The 15636-nt window shown below is 72.1% G+C and carries 13 protein-coding genes; 4 read left to right on the forward strand and 9 right to left on the reverse strand.

Translation table 11 applies throughout. The features are described from left to right. Positions 1–170: 170 nt before the first annotated feature. From BM290_RS39000 to BM290_RS39025, 6 genes are all read right to left on the reverse strand, one after another. On the reverse strand, positions 171–2276 hold the full coding sequence (locus BM290_RS39000) for an ATP-binding protein (protein ID WP_239143870.1): 2106 nt from the start codon (positions 2274–2276) through the stop codon (positions 171–173). A gap of 118 nt (positions 2277–2394) precedes the next feature. Continuing rightward, positions 2395–2670, reverse strand: coding sequence for a hypothetical protein (locus BM290_RS39005; protein WP_093621001.1), 276 nt, complete (start codon positions 2668–2670; stop codon positions 2395–2397). A gap of 121 nt (positions 2671–2791) precedes the next feature. Continuing rightward, complete coding sequence (locus BM290_RS39010) at positions 2792–3607, reverse strand: right-handed parallel beta-helix repeat-containing protein (RefSeq protein WP_143134089.1); 816 nt, start codon at positions 3605–3607, stop codon at positions 2792–2794. A 77-nt stretch (positions 3608–3684) separates the two neighbouring features. Next, positions 3685–4944 carry a restriction endonuclease subunit S gene (locus tag BM290_RS39015; protein WP_093621002.1) on the reverse strand — a complete coding sequence of 420 codons (1260 nt, stop codon included), beginning with the start codon at positions 4942–4944 and terminating at the stop codon, positions 3685–3687. Beyond that, a complete protein-coding gene (locus BM290_RS39020) occupies positions 4941–6338 on the reverse strand; it encodes a class I SAM-dependent DNA methyltransferase (RefSeq protein WP_093621003.1) in 1398 nt (465 codons plus the stop codon). The genes BM290_RS39015 and BM290_RS39020 overlap by 4 nt, the downstream gene beginning before the upstream one ends. Positions 6339–6423: 85 nt before the next feature. Further along, complete coding sequence (locus BM290_RS39025) at positions 6424–7173, reverse strand: maleylpyruvate isomerase family mycothiol-dependent enzyme (RefSeq protein WP_093621004.1); 750 nt, start codon at positions 7171–7173, stop codon at positions 6424–6426. A gap of 186 nt (positions 7174–7359) precedes the next feature. Between BM290_RS39025 and BM290_RS39030 the strand changes: the two genes are divergently transcribed. Beyond that, a complete protein-coding gene (locus BM290_RS39030) occupies positions 7360–8310 on the forward strand; it encodes an ABC transporter substrate-binding protein (RefSeq protein WP_093621005.1) in 951 nt (316 codons plus the stop codon). Positions 8311–8629: 319 nt separating this feature from the next. Here the strand turns inward: BM290_RS39030 and BM290_RS39035 are convergent, their stop codons facing one another. Then, complete coding sequence (locus BM290_RS39035; protein ID WP_093621006.1) at positions 8630–9949, reverse strand: flavin monoamine oxidase family protein; 1320 nt, start codon at positions 9947–9949, stop codon at positions 8630–8632. A 712-nt stretch (positions 9950–10661) separates the two neighbouring features. On the opposite strand from BM290_RS39035, the gene BM290_RS39040 reads away from it, so the two are divergent. The 3 genes from BM290_RS39040 to BM290_RS39055 all read left to right on the forward strand — a co-directional run bounded on the left by BM290_RS39040 (position 10662) and on the right by BM290_RS39055 (position 12770). Beyond that, complete coding sequence (locus tag BM290_RS39040) at positions 10662–11267, forward strand: flavodoxin family protein (RefSeq protein WP_093621007.1); 606 nt, start codon at positions 10662–10664, stop codon at positions 11265–11267. A gap of 757 nt (positions 11268–12024) precedes the next feature. Continuing rightward, positions 12025–12450 (forward strand): ATP-binding protein, encoded by a 426-nt coding sequence (locus BM290_RS39050; RefSeq protein WP_177320080.1) that lies wholly within the window; start codon positions 12025–12027, stop codon positions 12448–12450. Continuing rightward, positions 12447–12770: an STAS domain-containing protein gene (locus BM290_RS39055; RefSeq protein ID WP_093621009.1), complete on the forward strand. Its 324-nt coding sequence runs from the start codon at positions 12447–12449 to the stop codon at positions 12768–12770. The genes BM290_RS39050 and BM290_RS39055 overlap by 4 nt, the downstream gene beginning before the upstream one ends. 54 nt (positions 12771–12824) lie before the next feature. Here the strand turns inward: BM290_RS39055 and BM290_RS39060 are convergent, their stop codons facing one another. Further along, positions 12825–13811, reverse strand: coding sequence for an aldo/keto reductase (locus BM290_RS39060; RefSeq protein WP_093621010.1), 987 nt, complete (start codon positions 13809–13811; stop codon positions 12825–12827). A 105-nt stretch (positions 13812–13916) separates the two neighbouring features. Continuing rightward, positions 13917–15533 carry a sensor domain-containing diguanylate cyclase gene (locus tag BM290_RS39065; RefSeq protein ID WP_093621011.1) on the reverse strand — a complete coding sequence of 539 codons (1617 nt, stop codon included), beginning with the start codon at positions 15531–15533 and terminating at the stop codon, positions 13917–13919. Positions 15534–15636 lie beyond the last annotated feature (103 nt).

The raw sequence follows: 15636 nt of genomic DNA on the forward strand, positions 1-15636 counted from the left end.
GGAAGGGGCGCTGGCATCTGGCGGGGCCTTCCCGGCCGGTCGGCATGGCTGTCCGGTGGCACGGGAAAGGGCGCTGCGGTCTGGCCGGGCCCTCCCGGCCGGCCGGCACGGCTGTTTGGTGGCGCGCGAAATGACGCTGGGGTCCGGCCGGCTGTTCGAGGGCGCCGGGGTCAAGCGGGAGCCGGGGCCGGGCGGGGGCGGGACGGCTGGGTGGCCAGGGGGATCGTCACGGTGATCACGGTGCCGGCGCCGGACGGGTTGTCGGTGGCGGTGATCGTGCCGCCGTGGCGCTGGGTGATGCGTTTGCAGATGGCCAGCCCCAGACCGGTGCCGGCGTAGTCCGACGTGCGGTGGGCGCGGTGGAAGTTGTCGAAGACGGCCTCGTGCTGGCCGGCCGGGATGCCGATGCCGTTGTCGGCCACGCACACCCGGATGTCGTCGCCGTCGGCGGTGGCGTAGACCATCAGCTGCGGGATCACGCCGGGGGCGGTGTACTTGACGGCGTTGCCGACGACGTTCTCGAAGAGTTGCCGCATCAGGGCCTCGTCGGCGCGCACCACCGGCAGGGCGCCGAGGGTGACGCGCGGAGCCGGGGCGCCGGTGGATTCGGCCTGGTCGGCACGGGCGGCGGCGATGTCCGCGATCAGTGGCGCCAGGTCGACGTCGGTCAGGTCGAGGCGGCCGTCGCGGGCGGTGGTGTAGTTGAGCAGGTCGTTGATCAGGTTGCGCATGCGGGCGGCGGCCCGGCGGATGCGGGTGACGGCGGCTCCGGCGCCGGGCACGTCGATCAGCTCCTCGGACCAGCCTTCGACGGTGGTCAGCGGATTGTTGAGGTCGTGGGCCACCACACCGGCGAAGGCGGCCAGATCGTCGCGTTGCCGGCGTTCGGCGGTGACGTCGGAGAAGACCGTCACGGCGTACCGGACGCCGTTGATCGGCTTCGGCATCGGCGTGGCGTGGACGGCGAGGGTCCGGCCCTGCGGGACCGCGGAGTTGCGTACCACGATGTCCATGGCGTGCGGCTCCCCGGTGGCGAGGGTGCGCTGGTAGGGGAGTTCCCCGCGGGGCACGAGCGTGCCGTCGGCGCGGTACAGGCCGTAGAAGGCGCTCTCCCGGATCTGGCCGGTGCCGCTGGTGACGCCGCCGAGCAGTTCGAGGGCGGCCGGGTTGCGCAGCAGGTACCGCCCGTCGGCGTCGACCACGGCCAGGCCCTCGGTCATCGAGTCGACCACGGTGCGCAGCACCTCGGCCTGGTCGGCGGCCTCCTGCCGGGCGCCGCGCAGGTCGTCGACGAGGCGGGTGCGTTCGTCGCGTCCGAGAGCCACGGCCAGGCCGACGACGGCGACGAATCCGACGAACAGTTGCACCACCAGGGCGCGGGTGGGGTTGGAGGGAATCGAGGCGAAGGGGCCGTCGCCGTGCAGGGTGAAGACGACGGCGAGGCCGCCGAACATCAGGTCGTGCGCGATCACGAACGATGTGTGCAGCCGCAGACCGGCCCAGACGGTGACGGTGAGCAGCGGGAACGCCAGCGGCAGACCGTGCCGGAGCCCGAACGCGACCGAGTAGGCGGCGAACGACACGACCAGCAGGGTGAGGTATTCGGCCCGGCGCGGCCACGGCGTGCGCTGCCAGGCGTCGCGCAGGGCGGACCGGCGGCGGCCGGGGTTGCCGGTCCAGTACCGGTGCAGCAGGTGGCCGATCCGTAGCCCGGCCACGCCGATCAGCAGCATGCTCGCGGTGTTGCGGGTCAGCCACACCGCGGTCGCTGCGACCGAGTAGTTGCCGGTGATCAGCCACAGTCCGGTCGGGCCGATCAGCGCCCCGCACACGGTGCTGATGGCGGAGATCGACAACAGTCGCCACAGGTGGGTCAGCCGGGAGATCGGCTCGGCGCCGCCGCCGCCCCACAGCTCCGGCAGCCAGCGGCCGAACAGCCACGCGAACACCCCGGCCTGCACCACGTTGGCGAGCACGAAGAACCCGGCGAGCGCCGCGGAGGCCCCGGTGGCCATGTTGAGGGCCATGGTCACCGCGGCGAGCAGCGTCACGTCCAGCGTGAACAGCCGCGACCGGCGCTGCGCCACGAACCACACGGCGGCCACCCCGGCGGCCGGCCAGACCAGGCTCAGGTTGGTGTTGTCCATCACGGTGAGCCGGCCGACGAATGCCGCGACGAGATGGAGCAGCGCGAACGCGAGCGACCGCAGGGCCTCCACGCGCAGCCCGGGCCGCGGCGCCGGCCCGGCGCCGGCCCGCTCCTCGTCGACCGTCACACCAGGTTCTTCGGCAGGCGGCGGCGGGTCCGGAGGATTAGAACCGGGCGGGGGTACGCTCCACACCCGGCCCGGTCCGCGCAAGAGGCGGGTGGCCCGCCCCGGAACCGTGTGAAGACTAGCTCCGCAGACCGGCTTCCCAGCGGGCCCGGCGCTGGTCGAGGTCCTGTTCCCACCACGGGGCGCCCCGCTCGCCGAGCGCGACTTTCGCGGCGTGCACCCGGCGACGGGCGGGCGCCGGGTCCGCTCCGGCGCGCAGGGCCGCGCCGACGTCACGGCGGGCCGCCATGAGGATCCGGCGCAGCTCGGCGGCGACCGGCTCGGGGATCGCCGGGTCGGTCGCCCGCCACCGTCGCCCGTTCACCACGATGAACCGGTCCTCACCGTCCGTCATCGGCTCATCCTCACACAGCGGGACGCGAGAGCGGCGGCGCGTGGGGTGGCCGGCGGTGCGTGACCCCGGCCGGAGCCGGACGGGCTCCGACCGGAAACGGTCACGCGGAGCGCGTACCCCCTCAGATTTCGGCACCGACCGAGGCGCCGTCGGACGGGACCAGGAAGCTGGACGGCCGGATGGCGCCGTCGGCGGCCCTGGCGCCGGTGATGGTGGAGGCGTCGGTGCTGGTCAGAGTCCAGGTGCCGGCGATGTTCCAGGAGTTGCCGGAGGCGGTGGAGGAGCCCAGCGCGACGGCGGTGGCGTTGCCGTCGCCGCTGCCCTCCTTGATGCCCAGCCCGTCGGCGCTCTCCCCGTTCTTGCGCGGGTCCCGGTTGCCGTAGCTGTCGAGGTTGAGGATCAGGTTGTTGGCCGAGCTGTTCTGCAGCTGGAAGCCGGTCTCGTAGTTGTCCCGCGTGACCAGGCGCTCGAAGGTGTTGTTGTTGCAGCCGGCGCAGTACACCCCGTACGGCCCGTTGATGATCTCCAGCCCGGCCAGCTTCCAGTACGACGCCTCCATGTGGATCGCGCCGCGCTGGGCGGCCGGGATCGTCGACCCGACCGCGCCGGGGGTGTAGCCGAGCGCCTCGCCGTCGATGATCACCCGCTCGCTGCCGTACGCGGTGAGCGTGATCGGCGCCGACGACGTGCCGCTCCGGGTGATCTGGATGTTGGAACTCAGCGCGTACGTGCCACCGCGCACCGCGATGGTCCCGCCGGGCGTGATCAGACTGATCGCCTTCTGGATCGTGGCGAACGGCGCGGCCTGGGTGCCGGCGTTGGCGTCGTTGCCATTGGTCGCCACATACAGCGTGGTGGCGGCCGATGCGGGCACCTGGAATACGGCGGACAGGACCGCTCCGGTGATCGTTGCGGTCAACACATTCCGCAATTTCATGGGGATTCTCCTGGTGGGGACGAGGGCAGCGCGACAAGGGGGAATGCGCTTTCCTGCCGGGACCGTACGACGAGCACCTACTGCGCGTACACGCTGGATCCGGCGTCGTCGGTTGCGGCGCCGGTGACCGCCGGCGCCGGGGCGGGCCGGATCCGACGCCCCGCCATCAGCTCCGGGAGCAGCGCGTCCCGCAGCGACTGCAGAGCCCGTGACTCGGCGAGCAGGCCGGCCATGTGTGTGAACGCCGCGCCGGCCCGCTCGCCGAACACGGCCAGCCGCTCCGGGGACGGCACGCTGATCCGGAAGTCGGCGGCGTCGGCGGCGTTCACCCGCTGCCGGCCCGACGACCCGGCCATCTTCCGCACCGCGTGGCCACGGAACCGCTCGTCACGGGCCAGGAAGTAGGGGAACTGCGGCGGCACGCCCGGCCGGGCCCGCAGCACGATGAACTCGGTCGACCCGGTCGCCGTCTGGCCGGGGGCGAGGAAGTCCACGTAGCCGGTCTTGCCGTTCTCCAGGCACGGGGTGATCCGGGCCAGCAGCGTGTCGCCGTTGCGGAACCGGCTGCCCCCGCGCGGCGGGCGATGCGACCACGAGCGGATCCCGGCGACGTGGGTGGGCAGGGCGGCCATGTCGACGTACGGCGCGCCGGCCCGCTCCGGCGGCGGGGTGCGCGGGTTGAACTCGACCAGCTCGGTCACCGGCACGCTGCCGTGACCGGTGACCGCCAGGGCGTCGAACTCGGCGCGCAGCAGCTCCTCGGTCGCGGTCACCACCCGCTCGTTGATCTCGATCTTGTCGTCCAGGGCGGCCAGCACCCCGGCGATCCGGCGCTGCTCGGCCATCGGCGGCACGCGCAGCAGCTCGGCGTCGAGGAACCGCTCGAACTGGAAGTTGCTGATCCCGGTCGACTGGTTCTCGTAGTCGCCGGCCCGCCCGGACAGATACATGTCGAGCAGGCCGTAGTAGGCGTAGCGCGGGTCGACGAGCGTGGTGTCGAACCGGACGAGACGGCAGAAGCTCGCCGGGATCACCGGCAGCTCGAACGCCGGCAGCACGTCCGGGCCGACGAACAGCGAGCGGCCGGTCGTCTGCCCGCGGGCGACGCTGCCGCCGGAGATCTCCAGCAGCACATCGCCCGGCCGCACCCGCCGCGGCACGATCAGGGTCCGTTTCTCCCACCGGCGAGGGACGGTCTCGGTACGGCCGGAGCGCACCGCCGCGAAGTCGGTGCCCCGGATCACCGCCACCGGGTCGTAACCGTCGGCTGCCCGGTCCACGCCCCAGCCGCCACCCCGGGCGAAGATCACCAGGTCACGGTACGGACGACGGGTCACGTCAGGTCCCGGAGCCGGTTCCGGAGCACGTCCTCACGGCGGCGTGACTCGTCCAGGCAGGCCTGCAGCTCCTTGGTGAGCCGGGCGATCCGGTCCGGCAGCGGCTCGGCCGCCGGGCCCGCTCCGGGGGCGCCCACGTAGCGTCCCGGACTCAGGACGTGGTCACGCTGCCGGATCTCGTCGAGGTTCGCCGCGTAGGAGAAGCCGGGCGTGTCCTCGTACCCCCGCATGGTTTTGATCTTGTCGGTGCGCCAGGCGTGGAACGTGCTCGCGATGCGCTGGATGTCGGCGTCGGTCAGGACGCGCTCGGTGCGGCCGGTCATCGTGCCGAGCCCGCGCGCGTCGAGGAACAGCACCTGCCCGCGGCGCGCGCCCTTGTCGCGGGACAGGAACCAGACGCACGCCGGGATCGCTGTGGTGCGGAACAGGTTCGGCGGCAGCGCCACCATGCACTCCACCAGGTCGTCCTCGACGATCGCCCGGCGGATGGCGCCCTCGCCGGCCAGCCGCGACGACATCGAGCCGTTCGCCAGCACCACCCCGGCGCTGCCGTGCGGGCCGAGTTTCGTGATGATGTGCTGCAGCCACGCGTAGTTGGCGTTGCCGCGCGGCGGCAGACCGTGCCGCCAGCGCGGATCGTCCTCGCGGCGGGCCCAGTCGCTCATGTTGAACGGCGGGTTGGCCAGGATGAAGTCGGCGCGCAGCTCCGGATGCCGGTCGTCGGCGAACGTGTCCGCCCACCGCTCGCCGAGCCCGCCCGGGTCGATGCCGTGGATGGCCAGGTTCATCTTCGCCAGCCGCCACGTCCGCTCGTTGGCCTCCTGGCCGAACACCGCGATCCGGCTCTGCCGGCCGGCCTGCACGAACATCCCGCCCGAGCCGCAGCACGGGTCGTACACCCGGCCGTGCCGCGGCTGCAGCATCTCCACCAGCAGCCGGACCACGCTCGCCGGGGTGTAGAACTCGCCGGCCCGCTTGCCCTCGGCGCGCGCGAACCGCTCCAGGAAGTACTCGTACACCTCGCCGAGCACGTCCCGCGCGTCCCCGGTGAACCGGGCCCCGCCGATCACGCCGACCAGCTCCCGCAGCCGGTCCTGGTCGACGTTGTCCCGGTCGAAGATCCGCGGCAGCACCCCGGTCAGCGCCGGGTTCTCCCGCATGATCGCGTCCATCGCGGCGTCCAGCAGCGCGCCGATCCGCCCGCCGGTGTGCGCGGCCACACGCTCCCAGCGGGCGCTGTCCGGCACCCGGAACACGCTGCCGGCGGTGTCCGACACGTACTTGAGGAACACCAGCCCGAGCACGAACTCCTTGTACTGCGCGGCGTCCACCGATCCGCGCAGCTTGTTAGCCGCCGTCCACAGCACATCCTGGAACTGCCTGCCAGTGGCCACCCATGATCCGTTTCTGTCGCGCCGCGAACCCGTACCGTACGTCCAACCCCGGGCGGGTCCGGTGACGACGGCGCCGTGTCGGCGGTCAGAAGCGGATCAGGTCGAGCCAGTGGTCGAGCAGCGGCCGGTCGCCGTGCACGCGGGCGTCGTCGGGCAGGCGTCGCCGGTTGAGCACCAGCAGCAGGTCCAGGACCGGCCCCTGACAGACGACATCGGCCGGGGCCTCCGCCTCCTCCCAGCGCATCCCGCCGCTGTGCAGCGTCACGAGCCAGCGTCCGCCGGTGTCGGTGGCCCGCAGCAGCAGCGTCTCGCCGGCGCCGGTCAGCTCCCGAAGCCGGGGGCCGCGGGCAGCCGGGCCGGCCATGGTCGCGAACACCGTCAGCAGGTCGGCGATCCCGTCGGCGGCCAGATCGGCGGCCAGGTCACCGGCCGGGTCGGCGTCGAACCGGTGGATGATCTCGTCGTGCACCATCCGGCGCAGCCAGAACCCGGCGATCGGGTGGGCCGGGATGAACGTCCACACCGGATTGTCGAAACCGTGCTTCCCGACCGCCTCGACCAGCCCCCGGGCGCCGGCGGCCAGCCAGCCGGGCCAGTCGCCGGGATCCTCCGGCGCCGGCAGCGCCTCGAACGGCACCGGTGCGGTGGCGGCCCGCTCGATCACGCCCGTGGCGTACCGGTGCCCGGTGCCGACGTGCGCGACCAGGTCACGCACCGTCCACTCGGGACACGTCGGCACCACCGCCGCCGGTGACAGCCGGCCCACCGCGCCGGCCAGCCGATCGGTCTCCGCCTCGAGTTCCGCCGCGTATCGTCGCGGCTCCAGCCAGTCCATGCCCCCACACTCCCACAACCGCGCGTCACGCCGCCCTCGTCTCGAAGGCGGCGGCCCGCACCCGTGCCCGGCAGGGCGAACATGCCCGCGCCACCTTTCCTCACCCTCGGCGGATCTTTTCGGCAGGCGTACGGCCGCCGCGAAGTTGATTGACGTTTGCGAATGGCCCGTCTAGGTTCCGAGTCCATGCGACGATCACGCCTGCTCGCGATCCTCACCACGGCCACCCTGCTCGCCGCCGGGTGCAGCGAGGAACCCGCCACTCCCGGCGCCGCCCTCGACAAGGTCAACGCCGGGGTCATCGCGATCGTCGACGTCGCGCCGATCTACCTCGGCAAGGAGAAGGGGTTCTTCACCGAGCAGAAGATCGATTTGACCCTGACCACCGCACAGGGCGGCGCGGCGATCGTGCCGGCCGTGCTCAACGGGGAGTACCAGTTCGGCTTCAGCAACACCGTCTCGCTGCTGCTCGGCGCGGCGAAGAACCTGCCGGTCAAGGTCGTCGCCAACGGCACCAACTCGACCGGCGCCGACGGGCAGGACTTCGGCAGCCTCTTCGTCAAGGCCGACAGCCCGATCAAAACCCCCAAAGACCTGGCCGGGCGTACGGTCGCCGCGAACACCCTGAAGAACATCGTCGAGACGAGCGTGCGCCAGTCGGTACGCAAGGACGGCGGGGACGCGGCCGCCGTCAAGTTCACCGAACTGGCGTTCCCCGACCAGGTCCCGGCGCTGCAGTCGGGCAGCGTCGACGCGATCTTCGTGGTCGAGCCGTTCCAGCAGACCGCCGTCGCCGCGGGCGCCCGCCGGATCGCCTCCAGCTACGTCGACGTGGCTCCCGACCTCACCGTCGCCATGTACTTCACCTCCCAGCAGCTGCTCGGCAGCGACCCCGGCCTGGTGTCCCGCTTCACGACGGCGATGAAGAAGTCCCTCGCGTACGCCGACGCCCACCCGGACGAGGTCCGCAACGTCCTGGCCACCTACACCAAGATCACTCCGGAGGTGCGGGCGGCGCTCGTCCTCCCGAAGTGGCCCGCCGAGATCAACACGGCCTCCGTGGACGCTCTCGCCGGGCTGGCCGTCACCGACGGGCTGCTGACCGCCAAACCCGATGTGGCGAAGCTGCTGCCCTGAGCCGTTCCTCGCCGGCCCGGCCGCTCGGCCGGGTTCGGCTGCGGCTTTCTGATCGCTTCTGCCGCGTCCTCTCCGCCGGTTTGCTGTGGCCTTCGGGTTGGTTTCTGCTGTGGCCTTTCGGCCGGGTTTGCTGTGGCCTTCGGGTTGGTTTCTGCTGTGGCCTTTCGGCCGGGTTTGCTGTGGCCTTCGGGTTGGTTTCTGCTGTGGCCTTTCGGCCGGGTTTGCTGTGGCCTTCGGGTTGGTTTCTGCTGTGGCCTTTCGGCCGGGTTTGCTGTGGCCTTCGGGTTGGCTTCTGGCGCGGCCTCTCGATTGGCTTTGCCTAGGGCCTTGCGATTGGCTTCTGCCGCGGCCCGTCGGTGGGGTGGTCGCCGCCGTCCTCCGGGTGGCCGGTCGCGTTGCTGACGATGGCTGCGGCGCGGGCGGCGATCCGGTCGTCGGCGCCCGCCCACAGATCGTCCAGCCACGGGCCCGCGAACAGGCCGACCAGCGTGGGGACGCCGTCGGTCTCGGTGGTGTCGAGCCACTCGCTGACGCAGTTCTCCGCCGGGCCGTGGATCCGGTAGTAACCGGCCGGGTGGGCCGGCCAGAATCGGTCGTCGAAGCGCAGGACGACCTTCTCCACCCGGCCCATGCCGAGATGTGACAGCGCGTCCCGATGCGGTGCCGGAAGCGGTGGCTCGAACCGGACCGAACCGGCCGCCAGCACGCCGAGCGGAACCGTGACGATCACCGCGTCCGCCCGCAGCGAGCCCGCGTCACCGGACAGTGTCACCCCGTCCGGGCCGACGGCGATCCCGGTCACCGGATGCCGCAACCGCACGTCCAGGCCGTCGGCCAGGTGATCGAGAAGCAGACGGTACCCGCCGACGATCCACCGGTCACCCTCCCCGACCCCGGGCTCGAAACCGTGGCGGGCGCTCAACCAGGACAGCGGCGCACCGGAGTCCATGACGATCTCGGCGTCCACGAGACGGCGAACCGCCTCCACATCCCATGCTCCGGGAGCGGCGATCCACGCGTCGAGAACATCGGCCACGGAGGCGCCGGCCGGCGCGGACCCCAGGCGGGCCCGCAACTCGGCCTCCACCGCCTCCGCCGCGCCACCGGAAGCGGGCGGCGCGTCCGCGGGGGAGCGGTGGCCGTCGAGAACCAGCGGATCGTTGAAGTCGGTGGGAACGGTACGCAGTCCCAGCTTCTCGGTCAGCCGGGCCAGGATGTTGTCGTCGTACTGCTGAAGCCAGTTGGCGCCCAGATCGAATCCGGCGCCGTCGATCTCGGCCGGAGCCGTGCGACCCCCGATCCGGTCCCGGGCCTCCCAGACGACCACGCCGGCGCCCCGATCGGTCAGCGCCCGGGCGGCGGCCAGCCCGGCGATGCCGGCGCCCACCACGGCGACGCGGCGATGCCCCAGACCGGCGGCCCAGGAGGCGGCGGCGACCCCTTGCTCGTACGCTCCGTGCGTCATCCCGGCCCGCGTGGGATGCGTGGCCTCCCCGGCGATCCGCAGCCGGTCACCCACGGGCGCGCCGAGGGCGACCCGATCCGCGGGGCTGCCGTGCCGCCCGATCAGGCTCCAGGAGCCGCGCGCCCACGGGTCCTCACCCCACCGCGAGACCACGAACCCGGTCAGCCGGCCCATGCCGCCACCCACCCGTCCTGCTTGATCGACTCGCGCATGGTGGCCGCCACCCACACTCCCACGCCACCGAATTCCCACCGGCCCGATTGTCGCGCCCTCCCTACAGGGTGCGAGGACAAGGTCAACCACCTGCACCGGGGTTCAGAGGTCGTGTCGCGACGACCCTCTCGTGCCGCCGACCTCCATCGCCGCGATCGTCGTGCCGGCCGAAACCCGTCATGGCGACGGTGGCTTTCCGCCACGGTGCCGGGATCCCGGTCATGGGGTCGGACAAAACTGGTCATGGTGCGGGGTCTCGGTCGTGGTGTCGGACGGAACTGGTCATGGTGCGGGGTCTCGGTCGTGGTGTCGGACGGAACCGGTCATGGGGCCGGGCCCCCGGTCGTGGTGTCGGACGGAACCGGTCATGGTTCCGGGTCTCGGTCATGGTTCCGGGTCTCGGTCGTGGTGCCGGGTCTCGGTCGTGGTGCCGGACGAAATCGGTCATGGTGTCGAGGGTCCCCGTCCTGGTGTCGGAGGGGAATGGTCATGGGGTCGGGTGGAATCGGCATTGAGGGTCCCGGTCGTGGCGCCGGACGGAACCGGTCATCGTGCTGGAAGGGGCCGATCGTTGCGCCGGCGGAGACCGTGAGGAGCGCGGTGGCCTGCCTCCCGCAGCCGTCGCCGGCAAAGTGGGAAGCATGAACCGTCGATGTCCGGGCATGCCGTCGCCATGCGAGCACTGATCATCAACTGCACTCTGAAGCCGGCGCCGGCTCCGTCCAACACGGAGGCTCTGGCCCGGGTCGTGGCCGAGGCCATGGCGAAGGACGGTGTCGAGGTCGACTGGGTTCGCGCGGTCGACCACGACATCAAGCCCGGCGTCGAATCCGACATGGGCCCCGGCGACGCCTGGCCGGCGATCCGGGAGAAGATCCTGGCCAGCGAGATCCTGGTGATCGCCTCCCCGACATGGGTGGGCCGGCCGTCGTCGGTGGCGCAGCGGGTGATCGAGCGGCTGGACGCGATGATCTCGGAGACCGACGACACCGGCCGCCCCGTCGCCTACAACCGGGTGGCCGGGGTGGTGAACACCGGCAACGAGGACGGGGCCCACCACGTCATCGGCGAGATCGCCGGCGCTCTCGGCGACATCGGTTTCACCATCCCGGGCCAGGCCTGGACCTATTGGCATCTGGGCCCAGGCGCCGGCCCGGACTACCTGGACGACGACCGCGGCCACGACTGGGCGGCAAAGACCGCCCGCGCGATGGCCGCCAACCTGGTCACCGTGGCCCGAGCGCTGACCACCACACCGATGCAGGCCCCACCGTCCTGAAGGGACCCCGGGTGCCCGCCGGCCGGACCTCCCAGGGCCTGAACCCCGGTCGATGTCGTCAGCACATTGAAACGGCGGCACGGCCCAGCGCGCGCCGGTCGATGAGGCGCTCCAAACCCGCGGCGCAGACTTCGGTCGGCCCACTGCGCGCGGCACCCACCTGATACGGCCGACATGCCCCCCACCCCGCTTCCCGCGCCGGGCCACCGCGCCACGCCTTACGCGCCCCGGTCCGTCGGATCTCGTTCTGCTGCGACTTCCGGCTTCCGCCGCCTGGAGCGCCCGGCCTCGTGCCGCAGCTTTCTTGCGTGCTCCGCTCAAGGTGTATCGCTCACCTTGCTCTCCGGCCTTCAGCGACGAGCGGCTCTTCGGTGGCGAGCGCATGCCCACAAATCCGCGCGATCGAAAAGTGGACTTCGGCCTCGGCGGCGAGAGGTTTGTCGAGGTTTCGGTGTACTTCGGTGAGTGGCCGAGCCAGTTGAGGACCGCGGTTCGCCGCAGCGGGGCCGTTGCATCGAGGGGTGTGCGGCGCGGTGGCCTGCCGGTGCGCGAGCCGGGCCGCCTGGCCGGCCGGGCGGCGTCGAGGCTGGTGATCCGTCTGCCTGGGCCGGCCCGCGCGGCCCGCCCGCTGGAGTGAAGCATCACCCGCTAAAGTTGCGTCGATTTGCATGTCGTTTTGGTCGAGTGGGAACAGACTGAGGCATGCGGGCGCGGTTGAGGGACGTAGCCCGGCTCGGACGGGAGGGTGGCGAGCTCGATGAGTAGCGTGACGGCTCATTTCGACCTGCCGTTGGACGGTTCGGCGCCCGGCTGGGCGCGGTCGGCGGTGACGGCGGTGCTCGGCGGATGGGGGTTGCGGGACCCGGCGTGGCTCGACGACGCGGCGGTCGTGGTCAGCGAACTGGTCACCAATGCGGTACGGCACGGTGGCGGGCAGATCGTCGTGGACGTCGAGGCGTACGGCCGGCAGGTGATCGTCTCGGTGGCGGCCGGCTCCTCGGTGGTGCCCCGCCCGCGGGAACCGGACGGGACCGGTGGCCTGGGCCTGCGGATCATCGAGTCCCTCACCACGCGGTGGTATGTGCAGTCCTATCAGGGCGGCAAGCGGGTGCGTGCCGAACTGCCGTTGTCCCCCGGCCGCGGAGTGACCGAGGCCGGAACCAGCCGTACGGAGCGGGCATGAGGATCACGACACGTCACGACGACGACGCGACACGTCTGGTCCTGGCCGGGGATCTCGACATGGCGACGACTGCTGTCCTGGACGACTCGGTCACCGCTGTGCTCACCACCACTCGCCCGCGCCGCCTGGTCATCGACGCGGAAGGGCTGGCCTTCTGCGACTCGTCGGGGATCCACGCCCTGATGCGGGCCCGCGACCGAGCCCAGCGCCAGGGCACCTCCTTCGTGGTGGCCAACCCGGTCGGCATCGCCCGCCGCACCCTGGAGATCACCGGCCTGCTGGACGTGCTCACCACGGCCACGCCACCCGCGGAGAGCTGACCGGCCCGCGGCGGTGAGGCGACCGAAGGACGGAGCATGTGACCGGCGCCGCGGTCAGCGGCCCGTCAACCGCTCCAGATGATCGGGATAGCGCGCCCCCAGCACCTCCACCCGGGCGATCGCCGCGTCGATCTCACCCAGGTCGTCCGCGGTGAGATCGACAGTGGCCGCGCCCAGGTTCTCCTCGAGGCGGTCCAGCCGGCGGGTGCCGGGGATCGGCACGATCCATGGTCGCTGGGCGAGCAGCCACCCCAGGGCGATCTGAGCGACCGTCACGCCCTTGCGGATGGCGACCTCGCCGAGCAGGTCGACCAGGTCGAGGTTGGCCTCGCGGACGGCCGTGTCGAAGCGGGGGATGGTGCCGCGGATGTCGCCGTCGGTGAACACCGTGTCCCGGTCGATCGCCCCGGTCAGGAAGCCCTTGCCGAGCGGACTGTACGGCACGAGCCCGATCCCCAGCTCGTCGCAGAGCGGCAGGATCTCCGCCTCGGGCCGTCTCCACCACAGCGAGTACTCGTTCTGCAGGGCGGTGACCGGCTGCACCGCGTGCGCCCGCCGGACCGTGGCGGCGGCCGCCTCGGACATCCCGAAGTGGCGGACCTTGCCGGCCTCGATCAGGTCCCGGACCGTGCCGGCGACGTCCTCGATCGGCACGTCCGGGTCGACGCGATGCTGGTAATACAGATCGATGTGGTCGGTGCGCAGCCGCCGGAGCGAGGCGTCGGCGGCCCGCCTGATGTCGCCGGGCCTGCTGGACAGGCCGGTCTGGCGGCCGTCGGCGTCGAAGGCGAAGCCGAACTTGGTGGCGATCACGACCTGGTCGCGGACCGGCTGCAGGGCCTCGCCGACGAGCTCCTCGTTGACGAACGGCCCATACACCTCGGCGGTGTCGACGAACGTGACGCCCCGGTCGACCGCGTCGCGCAGCAGGGTGATGCCGGCGGCCCGGCCGGGGCCGGGACCGTAGCTCTGGCTCATCCCCATCGCGCCGAATCCGATGGCGGAGACCACCAGTCCCCGGCCTAGTGTCCGCTGTCGCATACGAGCCCCTCCCGTCCTTGCGCGCCTACCGGTCCATCACAGCGCATCAGAGGAGCGGGAGGGAGGCCCTGCCGACAGGGGTACCACCGGTACCCCTTTGCGGGGTCAGCTCACCGGGACGGGCGGCGCGCTGCTCCGGGCGCGTTTCACCGCGTACATGGCGGCGTCGGCGTGCGCCATCAGCTCGTCCGGGTCGCCTTCGCCGTAGGGCGCCCAGGCGACGCCCAGGCTGGCCTGCGGCACCAGGGTGGCGCCGGCGGTCCGCACCCGGGCCGCGCTGAGCGCCGCGAGCAGGTCGGCTCCGATCCGGTCGGCGTGTTCCCGGCCGGCCACGTCGCGGCAGACGGCCACGAACTCGTCGCCGCCGATCCGGCCGACGATGCCGCCGGGCGGGACCGCGCCGCGCAGGCTCGTCGCCACCTGGCTGAGCAGCAGGTCGCCGGCGGCGTGGCCGTACCGGTCGTTGATGGGTTTGAAGGAGTTGAGGTCCAGGAAGATCACCGCGGTGCCGGTGTGCCGGTCGGTCGCGCCGAGGGCGTCCTCCAGCGCGGCCATCGTGGCGGCCCGGTTGTGGCAGCCGGTCAGCGCGTCGAAGGTGGCCTGACGCCACAGGCGATCGCGCAGCTCCACCTCCTCGGTGACGTCGGCCAGGCAGATGATCGCCCCGGTCACCGCGCCGGCGTCGTCGGTCAGCGCCCGCAGGTTGGCCCGGATCCGGCGGATGCCCGACCCCGGCTCGCGGTGCCCGTACTCCACATCGGTGTCCTTGCCGGTCAGCACCCCGGCCAGCGCCGCGCCGACCAGCGGGCGGTCGACCGGCTCGGTCAGGTCGAGCAGCGCCGCGGTGAGGTCGCCGCCGATCTGGGCCCGGACCTGCCGGGCGGCCCTCTCGTTGAGGAAGGTGATCGCGCCGTCCGGGCCGACCTGCAGGATGGCCAGCGGGATCGTCTCGGTGAGCCGGCGCATCAGCTGCTCGGCGGCCCGCACCGCCTCCTGCGCGGCCATCTCGTCGGAGATGTCGAGCATCTCGGCGATGACCCGGGGGTCCTGCGGGTCGGCGAGATGGTTGTGGTTCGTCACCTCGAACCAGACGGTACGCCCGTCGCGGTGCACGTGGCGCAGCCGCACCCGCCGGGCCGATCCGGGCGGGGCGCCGAGCATGTCCATCCAGCCGGCGATGGCCCGTTCCTGGTCGCCGGGGTGGACCAGTTCGAGGGTGCGCTGCCCGATCAGCTCGCCGGGCTGCCAGCCGAGCAGCGGGGCGATCTCCGGGCCGACGTCGGTGACCACCGAGGTGGGACTCTTGACCATGGTGACCATGCGCGGCCGGACCAGCTCCGGGTGCAGCACGAGGTCGGCCGACAGCCCGGCGCCGCTGATGACGCCCAGATAGACGCCGAACCGGTGGGTGAGGTCGACGAAGTGGATCCGGGTCCGCCGGTCCGGCGCCGCGGTGAGGCGGACCACGCAGCTCGCCGCGCCCTCGTCGACCACCTGCGTCCAGGTGTCGACGACCAGCCGCTGGTCGTCGGTGACGACCACGCCCAGCATCGACGACGCGCCCTCGATCGGCCGCAGGCCGGTGGCGGCGAACTCCGGGGGCATCGGGACGAACAGGCCGTTCTCCCCGATGGCCGCGATGAAGGCGTCCGGGTTCTTCGCCACCAGGGCGCTGAACACGGCGTCGCGGTCGTCGGGCTTGATCATCTGCTTGTCGGCCATGTGGCCACTGATCGGCCGTCCGATCCTGATCTGAGGATTTCCGCGGACGGAGGTCCCGGCCGGTGCCGCCGGACGGCCCTCGTGAGCGGGCCGCCGGGCTGCT

This window comes from Actinoplanes philippinensis (genome assembly GCF_900113015.1).
Taxonomy (GTDB): Bacteria; Actinomycetota; Actinomycetes; order Mycobacteriales; family Micromonosporaceae; genus Actinoplanes; species Actinoplanes philippinensis.